The following is a 22,252-nucleotide window of genomic DNA, read 5'->3' as shown; positions in this document are numbered from 1 at the left end:
TTAGCCCTGCTTCGCCTCTCTCCTGATCCGGTGCAGCACCGGCTCGGTATAGCCATTGGGCTGGTCGCGCCCTTCAAGGATCAGCATGCGCGATGCCCTGATCGGCAGGCAGTCGCGGCCGCGTGCGATCATCGGGGCGTAGGACGGATCGCCCGCGTTCTGGCGGTCGACCACCTCGGCCATTCGCCACAGCGCGGCTTCCACAGTGTCGCGGGTGATCACGCCATGTTCCAGCCAGTTGGCAAGGTGCTGGCTGGAAATGCGCAAGGTGGCGCGGTCTTCCATCAGCCCGATGTCATGGATGTCGGGCACCTTGGAACAGCCGACGCCCTGATCGATCCAGCGCACGACATAGCCGAGGATGCCCTGGCAATTGTTCTCGACCTCCTCGCGGATTTCGTCTTCCGACCAGTTGGCCCCATTTGCCAGCGGCACGGTCAGCAGGGCAGACAGCGGCGCGATGCTCTCCTGCGCGCGCGCTGCCTGCCGCGCGGCGACGTCGCAGCGATGGTAATGCGTCGCATGCAATGTCGCCGCCGTGGGGGATGGCACCCATGCCGTACTGGCGCCCGATTGCGGGTGTCCCGTCTTTTCCGCCAGCATCGCCTGCATCCGGTCGGGCGCGGCCCACATGCCCTTGCCGATCTGGGCTCGTCCGGCAAAGCCGCAGGCCAGCCCGATCTGGACATTGCGATCCTCATACGCCTTGATCCATCCGGCCTGCTTGATCTCGCCCTTGCGCAGCATCGGGCCTGCCAGCATCGAGGTATGGATTTCATCCCCCGTGCGGTCGAGGAAGCCGGTGTTGATGAAGAACACGCGGTCCTTCACCGCATGGATACACGCGGCAAGGTTCGCGCTGGTGCGGCGTTCCTCGTCCATGACGCCGACCTTGATCGTGTGGCGCGTCAGGCCCAGCAGGTCCTCCACCGCGTCGAACAGTTCGTTGGTGAACGCGCATTCGTCGGGCCCGTGCATCTTGGGCTTGACGATATAGACCGAACCGGCGCGGCTGTTGGTGTTTTCGGACAGACCCTTCAAATCGTGCAGGGCGATCAGCGAAGTGATCGCCGCATCCATGATACCTTCTGGAATTTCGCTTCCGTCAGGCAGGCGGATCGCCGGATTGCGCATCAGATGGCCGACATTGCGGACCAGCAGCAGGCTGCGGCCCGGCAGGGTCAGCTCGCCGTCGGCGGTGGTGTAGCTGCGGTCGGGGCTGGCGCGGCGGATCATCGTCTCGCCGTTCTTGCTGAACTCGGCCGTCAGGTCCGACCGGATTATGCCCAGCCAGTTGCGATAGGCATCGGTCTTGTCCGATGCATCGACGGCGGCAACCGAATCCTCAAGATCGACGATGGTGGTCAGCGCCGATTCCAGTTCGATATCCGCGATACCGGCGGGGTCTGACCGACCGATCGAATGGGCGGGATCGACCACGATTTCGATATGCAGGCCATTGCGGCGCAGCAGGATATTGTCGCCGCGCATACCGATATATTGCGACGGATCGGCCAGAGCCGGAGCGCCGCCTGTCCAGTCTGCCCACGACCCTTGGGCCAGCGGAGCCGCATCGTCCAGAAACGCCTTGGCCCATGCGATCACGCGCGCGCCGCGCTCCTCGTCATAGGCCTTGCCCTGCGGCAGCGAGCCATCCAGCGCGTCGGTGCCGTAAAGCGCGTCATACAGGCTGCCCCAGCGCGCATTCGCCGCGTTCAGCAGGAAGCGGGCGTTGAGCACGGGAACGACAAGCTGTGCGCCCGCGACCTTGGCGATTTCGGGATCGACATTCTGCGTGCCGATGGTGAAGGGCGCCGGTTCGGGCGCCAGATAGCCGATCTCGCGCAGGAAGCTTTCGGGCGCGCCGGTGGCCGCACCGACGTGGGCGCGGTGCCATGCGTCGATCTGCGCCTGCAAGCTGTCGCGGGTGGCCAGCAGTTCGCGGTTGCGCGGTTCGAAACGCGCGACCAGCGCCGCCAGCCCCTGCCAGAATTCGTCGGGAGTGATACCGGTCCCCGGCATGGCTTCATTTTCCACGAAGCTCGCCAGGGACCGGTCGACTTGCAACCCGGCACGCGACACGGTCCCAGCCTCCCCGCCGGGGGTCTCGCTCTCGTGGTGCAAATCGGTCAGCATAACTCGTCCTTCCTGTACCGCGCCCCCGAAGCGCGCTGGCTTCGGGGGGCGGGTCTTTCCATGTATTTTCGTCAGTTAATTCGCTTTATCCAAGCCGGCCGAGCCGGTGGTGCAGGTTCACGAATTTGGGCGTTTCGATATCGTCCTGATTGTTCCGGATGAATTCCTGCACAGCGCGGCGGATCAGGCGCGAATCTTCGGTCGAGAAGACCGGACGGGCAAGTGCGGGTTCGGGCATTGGTAGTCTCCTTTCCTTCTTGGTGTCGCGCGGGTGTTACGCCGCGAATTGATTCATCGTATTGTCCTTGCCGCCGGCCTTCAGGGCCGCTTCGCCGGCAAAGGCTTCCTTGTGGTCGTCGCCGATGTCGGAACCGGCCATGTTCTGGTGCTTCACGCAGGCGATACCTTCGCGGATTTCCTTGCGCTGGACCCCTGCGACATAGCCCAGCATGCCTGCCTCGCCGAAATATTCCCTGGCAAGATTGTCGGTCGACAATGCCGCCGTGTGATAGGTCGGCAGGGTGATGAGGTGGTGGAAAATCCCCGCCTCGCGTGCCGCGTCCTTCTGGAAGGTGCGGATGCGCTCGTCGGCTTCGGCGGCCAGATCGGTGCCGTCGTAATCCACGCTCATCAGCTTTGCCCGGTCATAGGCAGACATGTCGCGGCCCTCGGCCTTCCACGCGTCGAACACCTGCTGGCGGAAGTTCAGCGTCCAGTTGAAGCTGGGCGAGTTGTTATAGACCAGCTTTGCATTCGGGATCACCTCGCGGATGCGGTTCACCATGCCGCCGATCTGGGCGACGTGGGGCTTCTCGGTCTCAATCCACAACAGGTCCGCCCCGTTTTCCAGCGCGGTGATGCAGTCGAGCACGCAGCGGTCCTCACCGGTACCCGAACGGAACTGGTAAAGGTTCGACGGCAGACGCTTTGGCGCCATGAGCTTGCCGTTGCGGCTGATGAACACCTGACCATTGGTGATGTTCGCCGGATCGACTTCATCGCAATCGAGGAAGGCGTTGTACTGGTCGCCCAGATCGCCGGGTTCCTTGCTGAAGGCGATCTGCTTGGTCAGCCCCGCGCCCAGCGAGTCGGTGCGGGCGACGATGATGCCGTCTTCCACGCCGAGTTCGAGGAACGCGTAACGGATCGCGCGGATCTTCTGCAGGAAGTCCTCGTGCGGAACGGTGACCTTGCCGTCCTGATGGCCGCACTGCTTTTCGTCGGAAACCTGGTTTTCGATCTGCAGCGCGCAGGCGCCGGCCTCGATCATCTTCTTGGCGAGCAGATAGGTCGCCTCGGCGTTCCCGAAGCCTGCATCGATATCGGCGATGATCGGCACGACATGGGTCTGGTGTTCGTCGATCTCGCGCAGCAGGCGGTGCGTGTTGATCACGTCGCCTGCGGCCTTCGCATCGTCCAGTTCGCGGAACATCATGCCCAGCTCGCGCGCATCGGCCTGCCGCAGGAAGGTGTAGAGTTCCTCGATCAGCGCGGGAACGCTGGTCTTTTCGTGCATCGACTGGTCGGGCAGGGGGCCGAACTCGCTGCGCAGAGCGGCGACCATCCAGCCGGACAGATACAGATACTTGCCCTTGGTCGTGCCGAAATGCTTCTTGATCGAGATCATCTTCTGCTGCCCGATGAACCCGTGCCAGCACCCCAGCGACTGGGTGTAATTGGCGGGGTCCGCGTCATAGGCGGCCATGTCCTCACGCATGATCTTTGCGGTATAGCGCGCAATGTCGAGCCCCGTGCGGAACTTGTTCTGCACGGCCATGCGGGCGGCCATTTCGGGTTCGATGGCGGCCCATTTCTGGCCAAGGCTGGCGATGGTGCCGCGCTGGCGCTGGATTTCTGCTGCGTAAGTCATTGGTGATCGGCCTTCGTTGCAAATGTGATTCGTGCGCCCCTTTTGGGCATGACCGGTCTTGTGCAGTGCAAAATGCTTTTCGGAAATTGCGCGCGGTGTGCTCTTGTCAAACTTTACAAGATTTGCTTGTATAGTTGTAATGTCATTCACAGCGGGTATGCAGCCATGGCGCGCAAGGCAATCTATCTGGGGCCAAGGCTGAAACGCATGCGCCGCGAACTGGGGCTGACGCAGGCCAATATGGCGGGCGATCTGGATGTCTCGCCCAGCTATATCGCGCTGATGGAACGCAACCAGCGCCCTGTTACCGCCGATCTGCTGCTAAAAATCGCGACCACCTATCGCATCGATATCGCCGATCTGGCCAGCGACGATAGCGAAGAGACGGTGACCCGCCTGCAAGCCGTTCTGCGCGATCCGATCTTTGCCGATATCGACCTGCCCACGCTCGACGTAGCCGATATCGCCACCAGCTTCCCTTCGTTTGCCGAGGCACTGCTGCGCCTTCACACCGCCTATGGCGAGGAGCAACTGGCGCTGGCCGCGCGGCGCGAGGATGGTGCGGGGGGCGAAGGCGGGCCGACCGCGCCCGATCCGGTGGCAGAGGCGCGCAACTTCCTCGCCGCGCGGCGCAATTGCTTTCCCGCGCTCGACGACAGCGCATCGCTCGCGGCGCAGGACCTGCCCACTGTGTCCTCGATGATCGCGCGGATCAGGGACCGGCACCAGCTCGACGTTTCCTTCGCGCCGCCCGAAGTGCTGATGGGGGCCATGCGCTGGTACGATTACCATCGCCGCCGCGTGCTGTTTTCGCGCCAGCTGGATCACAAGGCGCGCCGCTTTCAGCTGGCGTTGCAACTGGCGGTGCTGGAACGGGGCGAGGAGATCGAGGCCGCGATTGCCGAGGGACGGTTCGAAAGCGGGAACGGCAAGGTGCTGGCCCGTCGCGCGCTGGAATCCTATTGGGCGGCAGCCTTGCTGATGCCCTATCGCCCGTTCCTCGATGCGGCCAAGAGGTTGCGGTACGATATCGACGCGCTGACCTTTGAGTTTCAGGTCAGCTATGAACAGGTCGCCCACCGGCTGACCACGCTGCAAAGGCCGGGGGCAGAGGGGGTGCCATTCTTCTTCATCCGCGTCGACCGCGCGGGCAATGTGTCGAAACGGCTTGACGGCGCGGGCTTTCCGTTCGCGCGGCACGGCGGGGCCTGCCCCTTGTGGAACGTGCACAAGGCTTTCGACCGTGAGGGCGAGGTGCTGGTCCAGCGTATCGAACTGCCCGATGGAGAACGCTATCTGTCGGTCGCGCGCACCGTGATCTCGGGCGGCGGCAGCTTTCGGGCAGAGCGGGTGACCCGCGCCGTCGCACTGGCCTGTGCCGATGCACGCAGCGCAGAGCTGGTCTATGGCAATGCGCCCGACGCGGAAGAGCCGACGCCGATCGGTATTGCCTGCCGCTTTTGCCACCGCCCGCAATGCATCGCGCGGTCCGCCCCGCCGATGGGCCGCGAATTGCGGTTCGACCATTATCGCCAGTCGGGCGTGCCCTTCGCCTTTGCCGACGAGTAGAACGGGGCAGTGCCAATGAATATCGGGATTCAATAAGAATTAGGTTCGGGAGCCAAACCCTGCTATTGCCCGCGCCTGCTGACGTCGAAAACAAGCGACGGACTTCGGCATTTGACGACCGCCCATACTGTTGACCAGTCCGGCGTAAATTAGACGGCGACTTCCTTTTTTTGAACGACTTTATGCACGACCGCCTTGTCGCATTCGCGTCGGGCAAATCACACCGTTCTTGAAAGGAACACATCATGTCGAAGACCGGCACCGTAAAATTCTTCAATGCCGACAAGGGCTATGGCTTCATCCAGCCCGACGATGGCACGGCGGACAGCTTCGTCCATATCACGGCCGTGCAGGCCGCAGGGATGCAGACGCTGGATAAGGAACAGCGCCTGAACTACGAAATCGAAACCGGCCGCAACGGCAAGGCCAGCGCAGTCAATCTTTCGGCTGCCGACTGATCCTTTGCGCTTCCCCGCGCCGGCATTGCGACCGGCGCGGGGCAGCAAAAGACGTCCGGTTCGAACGGGCGCAATTCCGGCACTGCTTTGACATCCGACCGCGCACGGGGCAGCCTTGGCGCATGTGCAATCTCTATCGCATGACCAAGGCTACGTCAGAAATTGCGAAGCTGTTCGGCGTAGAGGCACCCGGCGGTCTGAACGCGGCAGAGGAAGTCTATCCCGGCTATCCGGGTCTGGTGTTCGACGGCACCGCCCTGCGCAGCATGGGCTGGGGCTTTCCCCTTTCGGTCAAGGGCAAGTCGGGCCGGATGCTGAAACCCCGACCGGTCAATAATACCCGCTCGGACAAGCTCGACAGTTTCATGTGGCGCTACAGCTTTGCCGAGCGTCGCTGCCTGATCCCGCTGACCGCCTTTGCCGAGGCGGAGGGCCCGAAGGGCGGAAAGACGCGGACATGGTTCAGCCTGCCCGACCAGCCCGTATTCACCATCGCGGCCATCTGGCGCGACAGCGACGAATGGGGCCCTGTCTATTCCATGGTGATGACCGATGCCGCCCCCGCGATGGAGGGCATCCACGACCGGTCTCCCGTGATTGTATCGCCTGACGACAGGGCGCAATGGATGGACGCCGCGCCCGACAGGGCAAAGGAACTATGCGCGCCCTATCGGGGGGCAATTGCGATTGCGCGCACGGAAGAACCATGGGTCAGGCGATAGGGGGGGGCAGATTGCCGGAAGAAACGGAAGGCACGGGTAAGGGAAGCGGCAGCCGGAAAGGCATCGGCTTTCCGATGGCCATCGTGTGCGGCATCATCTTCGGATCGCTGATCGACAATATGGGGCTGGGCGTGTGCCTTGGCATATTGGTCGGTCTGGGCCTTTTGAAATGGCCGCGCAAACAGGCGTAACCGGCGGTTTTCGATCCTCCGCCTGCCTGATGATTACCCCGATGCCGCCTCGGCCCCCGCCAGCTGCGCGATCAGCGCGTCGATCACGGCGGGATCCTCGATGGTTTGCGGTACCACGATCTCCTCGTCATTGACGATGGCACGCAGCAGGTTGCGGAGGATCTTGCCCGAACGCGTCTTGGGCAGCCCGTCCACGAACCAGACGCTGCGCGGACTGGCGATGGGCCCGATATTCTCGCGGATAGAGGCGACCAGTTCCTTGCGGATCGCATTGCGGTCGCCGCTGTCGGGACGCGTGACGACAAAGGCGACTGCCATTTCGCCCTTCAGCTGGTCCGCCGCGCCGACGACCGCGCATTCCACCGCTTGCGGATGGGCGGCGACGACTTCCTCCATCTGGCCGGTCGACAGGCGGTGGCCCGCCACATTGATGATATCGTCGGTCCGCCCCATGATATGGATGAACCCGTCGGCATCGATCATGCCCGCATCGCCCGATGTATAATGGCCCGGAAAATCGGCGAAACCGGCCGCGAATTTTTCCGGATTGTTCCACAGCGCGCGGAATGCGCCGGGCGGCAAGGGCTGTTCGATCAGCAGATTGCCGACCTTGCCCGCGTCGACTTCGCGGTGGTTGTCATCCTGCACCTTGAAGCGGAAACCGGGCACTGCACGGCCTGCGCTGCCGGGCCGGATCTCGCTCTCGCCAAGGCCGTGGCAGGTGGCAATGGCGGGCCAGCCGATTTCGGTCTGCCACCAATGGTCGATCACGGGCTTGTGCAGCAGGTCCGCGATCCAGTTCAGCGTATCGGGATCGGCCCGCTCTCCGGCAAGGAACAGCGCCTGCAGCGATGACAGGTCGGACTGCGCGATAAAGGCCCCGTCGGGATCGGCACGGCGGATGGCGCGGATCGCGGTGGGCGCGGTGAACAGCACCTTCACCCGCAACTTGTCGATCAGGCGCCAGAAAATGCCCGCATCGGGTGTGCCCACGGGCTTTCCTTCGAACAGCACGCTGGTGCAGCCTGCCAGCAGCGGGCCATAGACGATATAGGAATGGCCCACGACCCAGCCGATATCGGATGCGGCCCAGTACACATCGCCCGCGCCGACGCCATAGATATGCTCCATCGACCAGGCGAGCGCGGTGCCATAGCCGCCGGTGTCGCGCACTACGCCCTTGGGCGTGCCCGTCGTGCCCGAGGTATAGAGGATATACAGCGGATCGGTCGACCGGACCGGCACGCAATCGACGGGGCGGGCCGCGAAAAAGGCGGCATGCCAGTCGATATCGCGATTGGGGGTCAGTTCGGCGCGCAATTCGTCGCGCTGAAGCACGATGACACTATCGGGCTTGTGGGTGCACAGCTCGATCGCATGGTCGAGCAGCGGCTTGTAGGCAATGGTCCGCCCCGGTTCCAGCCCGCAACTGGCCGATAACACGCAGACCGGCTGGCAATCGTCGATCCGCTTGGCCAGTTCGGGGGCGGCGAAACCGCCGAAGACCACCGAATGCACTGCGCCGATGCGGGCACAGGCCAGCATGGCGAACACGGCTTCGGGCACCATGGGCATATAGATGACGACGCGGTCGCCCCGCCCGACTCCGGCATCGACCAGCATGCCTGCCGTGCGCGACACGCGGCCAAGCAATTCGCGAAAGCTGAAACTGGCCGACTTGCCGGTGATCGGGCTTTCATAGACGAGCGCGGTCTGATCCCCGCGCCCTGCCGCGACATGGCGGTCGACGGCATTGTGGCACAGGTTGATCGTGCCGTCGGGAAACCAGAGGTCGCCGTCGCCGTCATGCGCGGTGGCGGGAAAACCGTCCCAGTCCAGCGCCTTGGCCGCATCCAGCCAGAAGGCTTCGGGATCGTTTTCCGCCGCGTTCAGGACTGCCCTGTAATCCATGGTATCGAATGCTCCGCTGCCGGTCAGAAGCTGTATTTGGCCGAAGCCTGTATCTTCTGCAGATTGCCGCTGTCGCCTGCCTCGTTCTCGCGCTCGGCATACATGTATTCCAGGCCGAGATCGAGTTTGGGGACGGGCGAGTAGATGATATTGGCCAGCGCGTTCCAGACATTGTCGGTCGGCGCGCCGCCCGTCAGATCGACCGGATTATCGGCCTTGAAATAGCTGCCCGCGATGGTCGAACGCAGATTGTCGCTCCACACATGGCGGAACGCGGCAAAGCCCGAATAGGTCGCGATCGGGTCCAGATTGCCGCTGGTGTCGATGGCCGCGTCATTGACGATATTGGCGCCCATATACCGGCCCAGACCTTCGCCCGCCGTGGCCATGAAGCGCAGATCGTCGCGCTCGCCCAGCGGGATCTTGCCCGAGACGGAGACGCCATAGCCGAACGCGCTGTCGCCGCCATCGGCCAGCACCCGGTCGGAAGCATGCAGCTGGCGCAGGATGCCCGCCACGGCAAAGCCGCCACGGTCGTAGCGCAGGACAACGTCGGGAATCTGGTCGTCCGAAGGCAGGATGCGCCCGCCCGTTGCATTGGTGATCGTCGTTTCGGGCTGTTCGACCGCAATCGAAATACCGCTTTTGGTCTTGTAGCGGATCATCGGCTGGCGATTGAAAACGGTGCCCGGCATGGTGCCGACGAAATCCACGCTGTCGGGCAGGGCCCCGACATTCTGGAACGTCGACCACGCCTGCCCAAAGGTCCAACCGCCATAGGTAATGAAGGCCTGACGCATGCGCGGCACATAGCTGTTCGACACGCGCTGGTCGCCGCCATCGGTGACAAGGAAGTCCAATTCCAGATGGCCGCCCAGCTTCTGGTCGCCCACGGGTGTCTCGCCCTTGATGATGATGCGGCTTTGGCGGGCCTGGAAATGGGTGTCCCAACCCGATGGATCGCCGCCGACGGGGATCAGGCTGGGGATCAGGAAGTCGCGGTTGATCGAATCGCCGGGTATCTGCCCTGCGCTGGTGCGCTGGGTGATCGCGTCCAGCTTGAGATAGCCGCCGATGGTGAACTGCGTTTCGCCCACGCGGAAACCCTGCGTGTCCTTGGCCTCTACCGCGGCGAGGCGGGCTTCAAGTTCTTGCTGCTGGGCGGCGGCGACGCGCGTTTCCTCGACCGCGGCGCGCATTTCCTGTGCCATGGCCTGGTTTTCGGCGTCCGGCGTTTCGGCAGCATCCATGCGCGCCTCCAGCCTGCCGATCATCGCTTCCAGCCGGTCCAGCCGGTCTTCGATCGACCCTTTCGACGAACCGGCTGCGTCCTGCGCCATGGCGCCCGCGGGCACCAGCGCGCTTGCGCTCATCAATCCTGCCGCGAAAGCGGTCTTCCAAACGGCTTTTGCCTGTTTTGCCATCTTAGCCTCTCCCCGCAATGCCATGCGTTCGACCCGTCTGCGCGGGCATTTCATTGATGCTTTGGTGCATCGGGTCTTGCAGGGCGGGACGGGCGTTCCCAGCTAGCGGATGGTCTATAAGACTTTGGTCGCAATGACCGCGCGGGGCTTTAGGATATAGGCTGCCGGACATAGGATCGACCAAAGCGCCGCGGCAATTGCGCGCATCGGGCGGCCACATGAAAAGAGCATACGGGAGATAGCATGCAGGACACGATGGAACCCGCGACCGATATGATCCCGGTCCCCGCAGCGGCGCTGGACGGCACGCACTGCACGCTTGACCAGTATCGCGCCATGTATGCGCAAAGCATGGACGATCCCGATGCGTTCTGGATGGAGCAGGCCGAACGGCTGGAATGGTTCACCAAGCCCTCGAAAATATCGGGCTGGAGCTTTGATCCGGTCGAGATCGAATGGTTCCAGGATGGCGAGATCAACATCTGCCACAATGCCGTCGACCGGCATGTACAGGCAGGCAATGGCGACCGCACCGCCCTGATCTTCGAACCCGACAGCCCCGAAACGCCGGTGCGTCGCTTTACCTATGCGCAAGTGCAGGGCGAAGTGATCCGCATGGCCAATACGCTGAAGAAAATGGGCGTGGCCAAGGGCGACCGCGTCACGATTTACATGCCGATGATCCCCGAAGGCGCATTCGCCATGCTGGCCTGCGCACGGATCGGCGCGGTGCATTCGGTGGTGTTCGGCGGTTTTTCGCCCGACGCGATCGCCGGCCGGATCGAGGATTGCCGGTCCGATTATGTCATTTGCGCCGATGAAGGGCTGCGCGGGTCGAAATCGATCCCGCTGAAAGCCAATGTCGATGCCGCCCTGAAGAAGGTGCCGGTCAAATCGGTGCTGGTCATCCGTCACACCGGCGGCGCGGTGGACATGACCGAAGGGCGCGACCACTGGTATCACGAGATGAGCGAGGGCGTGGCCGGAGATTGCCCGTGCGAGGCGATGAAGGCGGAAGACCCGCTGTTCATCCTCTATACCTCGGGGTCGACCGGCAGCCCCAAGGGCGTCGTGCACACCACCGGCGGCTATGCCGTCTGGACCGAGACGACGTTCCGCTATGTCTTCGATTACCGCGAGGGCGAGGTTTACTGGTGCACGGCGGACATCGGCTGGGTCACGGGGCACAGCTATATCGTCTATGGCCCGCTGCAGAACGGCGCGACCGCACTGATGTTCGAAGGCGTGCCCAACTATCCCGATCACAGCCGGTTCTGGCAGGTGGTCGACAAGCACAAGGTCAACATCTTCTATACCGCGCCCACCGCGATCCGCGCGTTGATGCGTGAGGGGAACGAGCATGTCGACAAGCACGACCTGTCCTCGCTGCGCGTGCTTGGCAGCGTGGGCGAACCGATCAACCCCGAGGCATGGCGCTGGTATCACCAGCATGTCGGCCACGGCAACGCGCCCATAGTCGATACGTGGTGGCAGACCGAAACCGGCGGCATCATGATCACCACGCTGCCCGGTGCCCATGGCATGAAGCCGGGCAGTGCGGGGCGTCCGTTCTTTGGCATTGCGCCCCAGCTGGTCGACAATGACGGTGCGGTGCTGGCCGACGAAACGACAGGCGGCGCGGCAGAGGGCAATCTGTGCATCACGCGCAGCTGGCCGGGGCAGGCGCGGACCGTCTATGGCGACCATGAACGCTTCATCCAGACCTATTTCAGCAATTATCGCGGCAAATATTTCACCGGCGACGGCTGCCGCCGCGACGATGACGGCTATTACTGGATCACAGGCCGCGTCGACGATGTGATCAATGTATCGGGCCACCGCATGGGCACGGCCGAGGTTGAAAGCGCGCTGGTGCTGCATGAAATGGTGGCAGAGGCGGCGGTCGTCGGCTTTCCCCACGACATCAAGGGGCAGGGCATTTACTGCTATGTCACGCTGAACGCCGGGATCGACGCGGATGACGATCTGACGAAGGAATTGCGCCAGTGGGTGCGGACCGAGATCGGCCCCATCGCCACGCCCGACCATCTGCATTTCACGCCGGGGCTGCCCAAGACGCGTTCGGGCAAGATCATGCGCCGCATCCTGCGCAAGATCGCCGAGAACGATTTCGGATCGCTGGGCGATACGTCGACGCTGGCCGATCCGTCGCTGGTGGACGGGCTGATCGAAGGGCGGCTTAACCGCTGACCGGGTCAGTGCTGCGGAGCGGGACCTGTCGCCTCGGGAGTGACGGGCGTAACCGGCGCTGGCTTTACGGGCTCGGCCTGTGCAGGCGCGGCTTTTACAGGGGTGGGGCAGTTGCGCTGGCAATGCGTGCCGGTCGCTGGTCTGAACCCGCCGCTGACCTTGATCGTCGCCCCGTTGTCGAGCGCATAGGTCGCCGCATCGCTGTTGGCGAGCGGATCGACACCGGCCGGAACGCTGCTCCCGCTGCCGCGCGGCGCGGCGCGATAGGTGGAGGGAGCAGCCCGGCGCGTCGTTCTTGCCGCATTCGTACTGCCCACCGCATTGGCGGCATTGCCGATGCCCGATCCGATCGAGCGACCCAAGGATTTCTGCGCCGCGCCGGTTTGCGCGCTGCCCGATACTATTACTGCGGTTTCGGCCGCATCCTGCGCAAGAGCGGTATGTGTCATGAAAAGCGCCGGTCCGGCGAACACGATCGCGGCGAGTGCAAAAGAGGGTGCCTTGGACATGAAGATATCCTCCATTCCCGTTGTCGCGACCCGTTCCGGTAATGTCGGCAAGCTCTGCGCCCGATGCGGGGACTTGGCAAGCCGTGCGTTCGGACTGTGCGGCGATGCGACAAAAGGGTGCGCAGCCGTGACTTGATTGCGGCGGTTCGCTGCCGCTAACATCCATGGGCCGGTTTGCCGGCGGGGAGAAGGGGAGGCCGGTGTGACGGGCCCGACGATCGTAATTGCCGATGATCATCCGCTGATGCGCGCGGCCATCCGCGCGTCGGTCGAGAAATCATGGCCGGGGCACACCATTGTCGAGGTGCCCGATGCCGCCGCCGCCCGTGCCGAAGCCGAAAAGGGCGAGGTCGCGCTGATGACGCTGGACCTGCATATGGCGGACAGCGCTGGCCTGACGACACTGATGGACTTGCGCAAGGATTTCCCCGCCATGCCCGTCGCGATCATATCCGCGAGCGAGGAGGCACGCATCTGGCAAGGCGCCAAATCGCTGGGCGCGGCGGCCTTTATCCCGAAAAGCGCACCGATGGACCTGATGCGCGAGGCGCTGTCGGCGGTGGCCAGCGGCGATTTGTGGTTTCCCGAACATATGGACGAGGTGAGCGGAGAGGACGACGATGCGCTTGCCCGCCTGTCGCGCCTGACCCCTGCGCAGCGGCGCATTCTGGCGCTTGTCGCGGAAGGCAGGCTGAACAAGCAGATCGCGCATGAAATGCAGATTTCCGAGGCCACGGTCAAAGCGCATCTGACAGGCATTTTCCGGCGGCTGGGCGTGATCAACCGGACACAGGCGGTGCTGATGGCGGGGAAGCTGGATGATCCGGGCCTCCCTCCGCTAAACGGAGCCGACGCCTGAACCGCGTGGGCTCAATGCGGTAGCAGCCTTCCCATCAGCGCCCGCAATGCAGGCGGAGAGGGGGGCTTGATCATACGTTCGGCCCCGATCGATCCCGCCGCCGCCTTGGTCGCCGCGCTATCCTCTGCGGTCAGCAGCACGGTCGGCACCGGACCGCCCCAACGCGCATAAAGCAGCCGCGCGGCATCGTCGCCGGTCAGCCCGTCATCGAGATGGTAATCCATCACCAACAGATCGGGCGGCGCGCTCTGCGCCACTTGCGAGGGATGCGATGCCGTCGATACGGCATAGCCCCAGCGCATCAGCAGGCTTTCCAGTGCGGTAAGGGACGCCGGATCATTGTCGACGCACAGCACATGGCCGCCGCTTTCGGTGCGCGGCGCTTCGCGCACGGGAACCGGTGCCGGTCTGGCGGGGCCGGCGGGCACCACGGGCAGCAGGAACGAAAAGCAGCTTCCCCGCCCCGGCGCGGATTGCAGGCGAATTTCGGTCCCCAGCATCAGCGAGATACGCTGCACAATGGCGAGGCCAAGGCCCAGACCGCCATCATCGCCGCCGTCACCAGCGCTTCTGCCCATGCGATTAAGCCGCGTGAATTCCTCGAAAATGGCGCTCTGGTCTTCGGGGGCGATGCCCATGCCTTGATCGATCACCATGATTTCCGCCATCGGCCCGCGCCTTTTTGCGCCGATCAATATGCGCCCGCTGGTCGAATAGCGCACCGCATTGGTCACAAGGTTCTGGAGGATCGAGATAAACAAGCCGCGATCGGTTTCGAGCCACAGGCCGCTGCGCACGGTGACCAGCGCCAGACCCTTGTTCTCTGCCTGAATCTCGAACTCGTTGGCGATATCGGCAAAGGCAAGGTCGAGCGCGAAGCGTTCGGGATCGACCGCCGCCTTGCCGCCATCGAGCCGCGAGATGTCGAGCAATGCGCGCAGCAGGCGGTCCGCCGTTTCGATCGACCGGTCGATCTGGCCCAGCAGTGCGCGTTCGTTGCGGCGGTCGGGCGCGATATCGTCGGCAAGCGCGCTGGCGAACAGACGTGCGGCATTCATCGGTTGGACCAGATCGTGGCTGGCCGCGGCCAGAAAGCGCGTTTTCGACCGCGTGGCACTGGCCAGCGCTTCGTTCGCTTCGGTCAATTGAAGCGTGCGTTCGCGGATCTTCGCCTCCAGCGCCTGTTCGGCCATGCGGTCGGCGGTAATGTCGGTATAGCTCGTTACATAGCCGCCATCGGGCGCTGGATTGCCCAGAATGCGCAGGATGCGGCCATCGCCAAGCTCGCGTTCGGTATTGTGCCGGTTGCCGCTGCCCAGATGATGCAGACGTCGTTCGATGGCCGGTTCGATCGCATCTTCCGCCACGCCCAGATTGCGCATGTTGAACCGCAACAGATCGGCAATCGGGCGGCCTACCTCGACCAGTTCGGACGGATAGCCGAACATGTCGACATAGCGGCGGTTCCACGCGACCAGCCTTTGCTCCTTGTCGACAACCGAGATGCCCTGATCGATGTTCTCGATCGCGATCTGCAGCAGGTCCGCGCCGAATTGCAAACGTTGAGAGGTTTCGTCGAACATGGCGACGACCTGCTCGATCGAAACCGGATCGCCTTCCAGCGTGGACTGTACCAGCGCGCGTGCCGACGAACTGCCGATAATCGCGCTGATCATGCGCTCGCTGGTGTCGACGAGCGCATCGTCGGGCGCGTCGGCATCGCCATAGGCATGGCCCGTGGTCAGGCGCAGGGCATTGATCGTCTGGCGCGCGCGTTCGGCCCCGACGAACTGTTCCAGCAACAGGCGGAAATCCGCGACGCGCGTGCGCGTCGACAGGCGGGGATAGCCAAGGTCGGGCTGGCCGCGATCGATAAAGGCGACGGCCTGCACGCGGTCGATCAGTGCCGGTTCCCAGCCCAGCGAGAACAGCACGAACAGGGCGACATTGACCGCAAGGCTGAGCAGGATGCCCGCCACCAGCGGATCGTCGCCGGGCAGCGGCGGGACCAGCGCGATGCCCGATACCGGCAGCGCCAGATAGAGCAGCCACAGCGCAAATCCCCCGCACAGACCCGCGATCATCCCCGCGCGATTGGCCTTGCGCCAGAACAGGCCGAACAGCAGGCCCGGCGACAATTGCGCCGCGCCCGCAAAGGCAATCTCGCCCAGACCGGCCAGCGTCGCCTCGCGGTCGATGGCCGACAGGTAGAGAAGGGCGAACACGAACAGGCAGGCGATGGTGGCGCGGCGGGCGTTGACCAGCGCCAGACCCAGTGCCTCTGCCGCGCCCCTTTGGCGCATCTGGTCGCGGAACATCAGCGGGACGACCAGATCGTTGGTGATCATGTTCGACAGCGCGATTCCCGTCACGATCACCATGCCGGTCGCCGCCGACAGCCCGCCGATAAAGGCAAAGATCGCCAGCCAGTTTGCATCGAAGGCCAGCGGCAGGGCGATCAGCAGCATGTCGGGCGCGACCCCTGCAGGACCGACCAGTCCGCCTGCCAGCATCACCGGCACGATGGCAGCGCACACCAGCGCCAGATAGGCCGGGAACAGCCACCGCGCGGCGCCGCGCATGCGATCCTCGCGCGCTTCGACGACCAGCATGTGAAACTGGCGCGGCAGGCACAGCACCGCCATGGCCGACACGAACGTCATGACCGCGAAATGCAGGTCGAATTGCGCGGGGGAATAGCTTTGCGCGGCATGGGCGGCGATGGCATCCACCGGAATATCGCGCAGCAGAAAGGCGGCGAATATGGCGACCGCGATCAGCGCGGCGAATTTCACCACAGCTTCCAGCGCGATGGCCAGCACCAGCCCGCGATTATGGCCGGTCAGCTCGGGCCTGCCGGTGCCGAACAGCACCGCGAACAGCGCCAGCACGGCGGCGACGGCCAGCACCACCTGATCGGGGCCCAGCACTGCCGCCAGTTCGGGCGAAAGCGCGCCCAGCGTCTGGCTGACCGATTTCAGCTGCAGCGCCATATAGGGCAACGCGCCGAACAGGGCGAGCAGGGTGACGATGGCGGCAACCCACGCGTTCTTCCCATAGCGGGCGGAGAGGAAGTCGGCGATGGAGGTCGAATGCTGTGCCTTGCCCGTGTGCAGGATGCGTTCGACGAAACGGCCCAGCACGGTGAACATGATGATCGGGCCAAGATAGATCGGCAGGAATTGCCACCCCCTGTCGGTCGCGGTTCCGACCGCGCCGTAAAAGGTCCAGCTGGTGCAATAGACGCAAAGGGCAAGCCCGAAGATGATCCGCTTGTGCCGTTCGGCGAAGCGGGCGATCTGCGGACGGTCGCCCGCGTCGGCCACCCAGAACAGCAGTGCTGCATAGGCGATCGCGACCAGGGGAATGATCCAGATCGACATCGGGGCGGCGGCATCCTTTCGGCTTTGCGGTTTGCCGTGATAGCGCAAAAACGAAAGGGGGCGACAATTTCCTGCCGCCCCCTTCCGGTCATTCAGTTCCGGTGCGTAATGTCCGGGTTTGCGCGTTGGGGCCTAGTGTGCATGGGCCCCGGCGGCGCCGCGCGGCACGCGGATGGAATCGACCAGTCGGGCGATTTCAACCGGCGGCTTGGCGGTCATCTTCATCACCGCGACGGCGACGGCAAAGTTGATCAGCATGCCGATCACGCCGACGCCTTCGGGCGAGATGCCGAATAGCCAGTTTTCGGCCACATTGGCATCCGGATTCCACAGCTTGAAATAAGCGATGTAGATGAAGGTGAAGGCAAGGCCGCTCACCATACCTGCAATCGCGCCTTCCTTGTTCATGGCCTTGGTAAAGATGCCCATGAAAATCGCGGGGAACAGCGATGCCGCTGCAAGGCCGAACGCAAAGGCAACGACCTGTGCCACCCAGCCCGGAGGATAGATGCCCAGCACGCCGGCCACCACGATCGCCGCTGTTGCCGCCAGACGTGCCGCCAAAAGCTCACCCTTTTCCGAGATTTCCGGCTTGAAGGTGGATTTCAGCAGATCGTGGCTGACCGCGGTGGAGATTACCAGCAGCAGGCCCGCCGCCGTCGACAACGCCGCAGCCAGTCCGCCCGCCGCCACAAGGGCGATCACCCAGCCAGGAAGATTGGCGATTTCCGGATTGGCCAGCACGATGATGTCGCGGTCCAGATAGACTTCGTTCACGCTGTCGGGGTTGCTTTCGTTCGCGACCATGCGGTTGCCCGCAGGACCACGCTCTGCGGTATATTCGGGCGCGCCCTTGAACGCATCGCCCGCGGCCACCGTCATCACGCCGTCGCCGTTCTTGTCGTCGAAAGCGATCAGATTATTGGCTTCCCAGTTGGTGAACCAGCCCGGCGCTTCGGCATAGGCGGTGTTGTTTACCGTGTCGTTGAAGTTCAGGCGCGCAAAGGCCGCGACCGCAGGGGCCGTGGTGTATAGCAGCGCAATGAAAACCAGCGCCCAACCGGCCGACTTGCGCGCGTCGGACGCCTTGGGGACGGTGAAGAAGCGGACGATCACGTGGGGCAGGCCGGCCGTGCCGATCATCAGCGCGGCGGTGATGCAGAACACGTCGATCATCGACTTGCTGCCATCGGTATAGGGACCGAAACCCATGGCCTGAAGCGAACTGTCGAGCTTTTCGAGGACATACATCCCCGAACCGTCATTGACGGTAGAGCCCAGACCGATCTGCGGAATCGGATTGCCCGTGATCAGCATCGAGATGAAGAAGGCAGGCACCATATAGGCGAAGATCAGCACGCAATATTGCGCCACCTGCGTATAGGTAATGCCCTTCATGCCGCCCAGCACCGCATAGAAGAACACGATGCACATGCCGATGATCACGCCCAGTTCGACCGACACGTCGAGGAACCGGCTGAACACGATGCCCACGCCGCGCATCTGCCCGGCGATATAGGTGAAGGAGATAAAGATCAGGCAGATTACCGCCACCGTGCGCGCAACCTTGGAATAGTAACGCGTGCCGATGAAATCGGGCACGGTGAACTGGCCGAACTTGCGCAGATAGGGCGCCAGCAACAAGGCCAGAACCACATATCCGCCGGTCCAGCCCATCAGATAGACCGAACCGTCATAGCCCATGAAGGCGATAAGACCTGCCATCGAGATAAAGCTTGCCGCACTCATCCAGTCGGCAGCGGTGGCCATGCCGTTGACCACGGGGTGAACCCCGCCGCCCGCGACATAGAATTCCTTGGTCGAACCGGCGCGCGACCAGATGGCGATGCCGATATACAGCGCGAAGCTGACGGCGACGAAGATATAGATCAGTGTCTGTGTGGACATGTCCGCCTCCCGCTCAATCGTGAAGGTCGTAGTGCTGCTCGATCTTCTTCATCTTCCAGGCGTAGTAAAACACCAACACGATGAAGACATAGATCGAACCTTGCTGCGCGAACCAGAAGCCCAGCGGAAACCCGCCCAGCATGAACTGGTCCAGAAAATCGCGAAGCAATATGCCGAACCCGAACGAGACGACGAACCAGATCGCCATCAGGGTCAGCAGCAGACGTATATTCTCTTTCCAATAGGCGCCTTCGTGGCCGTTACCGGCTACGGCGTCGTCGGGACTTTCGTCGGACATATCGTCCTCCCCCTCTTATCTTTCGTTGTGGGAACCACACCGGTTTCAGGCGCGATCTGACAGGAAGGGTTAAGGAACGGGGACCTCTTTTACAGAGCGACTTTGGTCTAATGCCCGGAGCGGCGGCGGCGACAGCAGGGACAGGCGCCTGTTCCTACCGCCGCAGCAGATCCGCCAATGTCAGGTTTTCGGCACCGTGGTGTGCGATTTGCGCCATCAGCAATTCGGCGCAGGCCAGCGCATCGGTCAGCCCGTCATGCGCGCGATAGGCAGGCAGCCGATAGCCCGCCCGCAGCTTGCCGAGGCGCAGCCCGTCGGCAGCGCGGGTGCGCGGAAACCAGCGGTTTTCCAGTTGCATGGTGCAGATGAAGGGCGCGACAAAGGGCGCGCCATAGACGCGCTGACACACGGCATTCAGAAATCCCGCCTCGATCTCGGCGAAATGGGCGACCAGCACCTTTCCCGCCAGCGCGGACAACAGAAGGGCCAGCGCATCCTCTTCGGGCAGGGCATCGGCCAGCGCGTCGTCGGTGATGCGGTGAACGACGACGCTGCTGGCCTGCAATGCCTGTGCAGGGCGGAACCGGATGCGACGCGAACCCGATGCCGCGATCGATCCGATGCGGGCGGGAACGATGCCTGCTTCCAGTATCGCGCTGGACGCGAAATCCAGCCCGTCGGTTTCGAGGTCGATGGCAATCATGTCCAGCGCATGCGCATCCGTGTCGAATGCAGGCAACGGGGCGGCATAGAACGCGCGCAGCGGACCGGCGGGCGCCATCGCGGCGGCCTGATCGAACCGGCGGCGGAAACGCCCCTCGCGGCCCGGCCAGAAGGGCAGGATCACGTGATGCCCCCCGCAAACCGGCTGCGCGTCCGGTCCAGCTGGTCGCGGATCAGCTTGAACGCATCGCGCAGATGTTCGCGGTCGAAACGCGACAATTGCGCAGGCGGCAGCTTGTTCGACGGCGCTTCGCCCCGCGCCACCTGTTCGGCCTGATGGCGCAGGCGCACATCGCGCACGAATTCAAACGCAGCGGCCAGATCGCGGGAGGGATCGGCGTCCATGCTGCCTGCATCCACCGCCGCGCGCAGCCGTTCCAGCGTGTTGGTCGCCGTGATGTCATTGGCCAGCGCATGGACCCGCGCGATATCGACGATGGGGGCGATGGCCTGTGTCTTCAGATCCAGCACCTGCCCCTCGTTCGCGTCGTCCTGCAGCAGGAAGTTGCGGAAGAATCCCAACGGCACGCGCGTGCTGGCGGCGGCGCGGGCGATAAAGGACAGGAATATGCGATTGGCGCTGGCGGCGGCGAACACATGCGCGCGCAGCCGTTCGACCAGCGCGGCATCGCCCGCAAGGCAGCGCATGTCGAAAAAGATCGTGCTTTGCAGGATGGCATCGGGGTCGGGCGCATTCATCCAGCCATCGAAATGCGCCTGCCATTCGGTAACGCTGCGGCGCCAGGCCGGATTGGTCGCCATGATGTCGCCGGGGCAATACCGGTATCCCGCCCCGTCCAGCCCGTCGGCAAGGCGGCGGGCGAGGTCGATGAAATAGGGATCGCTGCCCGCCGATCCGTCACCGTCGCCGAACACGAACCCGTTGTCCTGATCCGATCCCAATGCCTGTTCCGCGCGTGCCAGCGATCCGAAACAGACCAGCGCATAGGGGGCAGGCGGCGGGCCAAGCTCTTCCTCGGCCAGTGCCAGAATGCGCCGGTGCGCGCTCTCGCCGATGGTAGAGACATAGCGCGACAAGTGATCGGCATCGACGCCCGCCGCCACCAGCCCGCCCAGCGCATCGGGCAATTGCGCCGCGGCGCGCGCCACTTCCCTCGCATCGGCGGCGGCGGCGATCTCCTTGGCGATCAGCAGGCTGTTCGATCCCAGTCGCGCAAGAATGTCGTTCGACGAAATCACCGCCACCAGCGTGCCGGTGGCGTCCGTCACGGGCAGGTGATGGATCTGGCGTTCGGCCATCATCACCAGCGCGGTCAGCACGGGCGTATCCTCGACCGCGGTGACGGGATCGCGGGTCATGATATCGGCCAGCGGGCGCGCGGGATCGAGCGCGGGGGCCAGCACGCGGCGGCGCAAATCCTTGTCGGTGACGATGCCCTGCAACTGCCCGCCACCGGTGACGGGCAGGGTGGATACGTCGCGATTGGCCATCAGCCGCGCGGCATCGGCAATCGACATGTCGGGCGTGGCGGTCACGACCTCTCGCCTGCGATGCAGCGAGGATACGGGGCCATGCACGCCCAGTACCTCTGCCGCGGGATCGCCCGATTGCACCTGGCGGCGCATCGCTTCCAGCGCGCGTCGCAGCCGGCCCGATTCGTCCGTATCAAAAAAGGCGCGGAAATCGGCATTGGCCTCGCGCAGCGCCAGAAAGGCGGGGCGGGCGATGCGGTAAAGCAGCGTATCCTCGATCGCCAGAACCTCGTTCTGCGCAGGGCCGCCGCGGATCAGAGAGGGATAGCCGAAGCATTCGCCTTCCCCCAGACGCGCGTGAAGGTCGGTGCCGCCCAGCCGCAATTCGACCGCGCCCGACCGCACCACCGACAGGAACCGGTTGTCGTCGCCCGCCCGCGTCACCGTGCTGCCGCGCCGGTGATAGCTGATTTCGCACCCTTGCATCAGCGCGGTCAGCGCATCGCCGCCAAGCCGCGCGAAAGGCGGATGGCTGGCAAGAAAACCGCGCAATTCTTCGGGTTCGACCGGTGCGTGGGGTCGCGTCTGTGTCATGGCAATCGGGCACGCTATGCCTGTCGGCCCTTCCGGTCCATCGGCGAAAGGT

The 22,252-nt window shown here is 63.8% G+C and carries 17 protein-coding genes; 6 read left to right on the top strand and 11 right to left on the bottom strand.

Features of this window, described 5'->3' with window-relative positions; genetic code table 11:
- From LOZ77_RS08465 to LOZ77_RS08455, 3 genes are all read right to left on the bottom strand, one after another.
- Entirely contained in the window at positions 1-2,136 is a 2,136-nt protein-coding gene (locus tag LOZ77_RS08465) for a malate synthase G (RefSeq protein WP_230281684.1), read from the bottom strand.
- An 85-nt stretch (positions 2,137-2,221) separates the two neighbouring features.
- Complete coding sequence (locus LOZ77_RS08460; RefSeq protein ID WP_230281683.1) at positions 2,222-2,374, bottom strand: hypothetical protein; 153 nt, start codon at positions 2,372-2,374, stop codon at positions 2,222-2,224.
- Between the two features lie 36 nt (positions 2,375-2,410).
- Positions 2,411-4,006: an isocitrate lyase gene (locus LOZ77_RS08455; RefSeq protein ID WP_230281682.1), complete on the bottom strand. Its 1,596-nt coding sequence runs from the start codon at positions 4,004-4,006 to the stop codon at positions 2,411-2,413.
- Between the two features lie 165 nt (positions 4,007-4,171).
- Between LOZ77_RS08455 and LOZ77_RS08450 the strand changes: the two genes are divergently transcribed.
- From LOZ77_RS08450 to LOZ77_RS08435, 4 genes are all read left to right on the top strand, one after another.
- Positions 4,172-5,575, top strand: a complete 1,404-nt coding sequence (locus tag LOZ77_RS08450) for a short-chain fatty acyl-CoA regulator family protein (RefSeq protein ID WP_230281681.1) — start codon at positions 4,172-4,174, stop codon at positions 5,573-5,575.
- A gap of 245 nt (positions 5,576-5,820) precedes the next feature.
- A complete protein-coding gene (locus LOZ77_RS08445) occupies positions 5,821-6,033 on the top strand; it encodes a cold-shock protein (RefSeq protein ID WP_230281680.1) in 213 nt (70 codons plus the stop codon).
- A 122-nt stretch (positions 6,034-6,155) separates the two neighbouring features.
- Positions 6,156-6,755, top strand: coding sequence for an SOS response-associated peptidase (locus LOZ77_RS08440; protein WP_230281679.1), 600 nt, complete (start codon positions 6,156-6,158; stop codon positions 6,753-6,755).
- 11 nt (positions 6,756-6,766) lie between these two features.
- Positions 6,767-6,946, top strand: a complete 180-nt coding sequence (locus LOZ77_RS08435; protein WP_230281678.1) for a hypothetical protein — start codon at positions 6,767-6,769, stop codon at positions 6,944-6,946.
- A 33-nt stretch (positions 6,947-6,979) separates the two neighbouring features.
- Here LOZ77_RS08435 and LOZ77_RS08430 read toward each other — a convergent pair whose 3' ends face one another.
- Positions 6,980-8,857, bottom strand: coding sequence for an AMP-binding protein (locus tag LOZ77_RS08430; protein ID WP_230281677.1), 1,878 nt, complete (start codon positions 8,855-8,857; stop codon positions 6,980-6,982).
- A gap of 23 nt (positions 8,858-8,880) precedes the next feature.
- A complete protein-coding gene (locus LOZ77_RS08425; RefSeq protein WP_230281676.1) occupies positions 8,881-10,281 on the bottom strand; it encodes a DcaP family trimeric outer membrane transporter in 1,401 nt (466 codons plus the stop codon).
- 243 nt (positions 10,282-10,524) lie between these two features.
- On the opposite strand from LOZ77_RS08425, the gene acs reads away from it, so the two are divergent.
- Positions 10,525-12,492, top strand: a complete 1,968-nt coding sequence (gene acs, locus LOZ77_RS08420; protein WP_370638061.1) for an acetate--CoA ligase — start codon at positions 10,525-10,527, stop codon at positions 12,490-12,492.
- A 5-nt stretch (positions 12,493-12,497) separates the two neighbouring features.
- Here the strand turns inward: acs and LOZ77_RS08415 are convergent, their stop codons facing one another.
- Positions 12,498-13,016 carry a hypothetical protein gene (locus LOZ77_RS08415; protein WP_230281675.1) on the bottom strand — a complete coding sequence of 173 codons (519 nt, stop codon included), beginning with the start codon at positions 13,014-13,016 and terminating at the stop codon, positions 12,498-12,500.
- Positions 13,017-13,203: 187 nt separating this feature from the next.
- Here LOZ77_RS08415 and LOZ77_RS08410 point away from each other — a divergent pair, with 187 nt between their 5' ends.
- A complete protein-coding gene (locus tag LOZ77_RS08410; RefSeq protein WP_230281674.1) occupies positions 13,204-13,860 on the top strand; it encodes a response regulator transcription factor in 657 nt (218 codons plus the stop codon).
- An 11-nt stretch (positions 13,861-13,871) separates the two neighbouring features.
- Here the strand turns inward: LOZ77_RS08410 and LOZ77_RS08405 are convergent, their stop codons facing one another.
- The 5 genes from LOZ77_RS08405 to LOZ77_RS08385 all read right to left on the bottom strand — a co-directional run bounded on the left by LOZ77_RS08405 (position 13,872) and on the right by LOZ77_RS08385 (position 22,200).
- On the bottom strand, positions 13,872-17,243 hold the full coding sequence (locus LOZ77_RS08405; RefSeq protein ID WP_230281673.1) for a PAS domain-containing hybrid sensor histidine kinase/response regulator: 3,372 nt from the start codon (positions 17,241-17,243) through the stop codon (positions 13,872-13,874).
- Between the two features lie 132 nt (positions 17,244-17,375).
- Positions 17,376-19,151 (bottom strand): sodium:solute symporter family protein, encoded by a 1,776-nt coding sequence (locus LOZ77_RS08400; RefSeq protein WP_230281672.1) that lies wholly within the window; start codon positions 19,149-19,151, stop codon positions 17,376-17,378.
- Between the two features lie 13 nt (positions 19,152-19,164).
- Positions 19,165-19,449, bottom strand: coding sequence for a DUF4212 domain-containing protein (locus tag LOZ77_RS08395; protein WP_230281671.1), 285 nt, complete (start codon positions 19,447-19,449; stop codon positions 19,165-19,167).
- Positions 19,450-19,603: 154 nt separating this feature from the next.
- Positions 19,604-20,296, bottom strand: coding sequence for an exonuclease domain-containing protein (locus LOZ77_RS08390; RefSeq protein WP_230281670.1), 693 nt, complete (start codon positions 20,294-20,296; stop codon positions 19,604-19,606).
- A complete protein-coding gene (locus tag LOZ77_RS08385; protein WP_230281669.1) occupies positions 20,293-22,200 on the bottom strand; it encodes a putative nucleotidyltransferase substrate binding domain-containing protein in 1,908 nt (635 codons plus the stop codon). Before LOZ77_RS08385 ends, LOZ77_RS08390 begins: the two co-directional genes overlap by 4 nt.
- Positions 22,201-22,252 lie beyond the last annotated feature (52 nt).

The organism is Croceicoccus sp. Ery15, assembly GCF_020985305.1.
Taxonomy (GTDB): Bacteria; Pseudomonadota; Alphaproteobacteria; order Sphingomonadales; family Sphingomonadaceae; genus Croceicoccus.
The sequence above is the reverse complement of the archived record's forward strand: the minus strand, read 5'-3'. Positions and strand labels throughout refer to the sequence as shown.

Bases quoted from the DNA above. Each gene is read 5' to 3' on its own strand.
- LOZ77_RS08465 (WP_230281684.1), bottom strand. From the start codon at position 2,136: ATGCTGACCGATTTGCACCACGAGAGCGAGACCCCCGGCGGGGAGGCT.
- LOZ77_RS08460 (WP_230281683.1), bottom strand. From the start codon at position 2,374: ATGCCCGAACCCGCACTTGCCCGTCCGGTCTTCTCGACCGAAGATTCG.
- LOZ77_RS08455 (WP_230281682.1), bottom strand. From the start codon at position 4,006: ATGACTTACGCAGCAGAAATCCAGCGCCAGCGCGGCACCATCGCCAGC.
- LOZ77_RS08450 (WP_230281681.1), top strand. From the start codon at position 4,172: ATGGCGCGCAAGGCAATCTATCTGGGGCCAAGGCTGAAACGCATGCGC.
- LOZ77_RS08445 (WP_230281680.1), top strand. From the start codon at position 5,821: ATGTCGAAGACCGGCACCGTAAAATTCTTCAATGCCGACAAGGGCTAT.
- LOZ77_RS08440 (WP_230281679.1), top strand. From the start codon at position 6,156: ATGTGCAATCTCTATCGCATGACCAAGGCTACGTCAGAAATTGCGAAG.
- LOZ77_RS08430 (WP_230281677.1), bottom strand. From the start codon at position 8,857: ATGGATTACAGGGCAGTCCTGAACGCGGCGGAAAACGATCCCGAAGCC.
- LOZ77_RS08425 (WP_230281676.1), bottom strand. From the start codon at position 10,281: ATGGCAAAACAGGCAAAAGCCGTTTGGAAGACCGCTTTCGCGGCAGGA.
- acs (WP_370638061.1), top strand. From the start codon at position 10,525: ATGCAGGACACGATGGAACCCGCGACCGATATGATCCCGGTCCCCGCA.
- LOZ77_RS08415 (WP_230281675.1), bottom strand. From the start codon at position 13,016: ATGGAGGATATCTTCATGTCCAAGGCACCCTCTTTTGCACTCGCCGCG.
- LOZ77_RS08405 (WP_230281673.1), bottom strand. From the start codon at position 17,243: ATGTCGATCTGGATCATTCCCCTGGTCGCGATCGCCTATGCAGCACTG.
- LOZ77_RS08400 (WP_230281672.1), bottom strand. From the start codon at position 19,151: ATGTCCACACAGACACTGATCTATATCTTCGTCGCCGTCAGCTTCGCG.
- LOZ77_RS08395 (WP_230281671.1), bottom strand. From the start codon at position 19,449: ATGTCCGACGAAAGTCCCGACGACGCCGTAGCCGGTAACGGCCACGAA.
- LOZ77_RS08385 (WP_230281669.1), bottom strand. From the start codon at position 22,200: ATGACACAGACGCGACCCCACGCACCGGTCGAACCCGAAGAATTGCGC.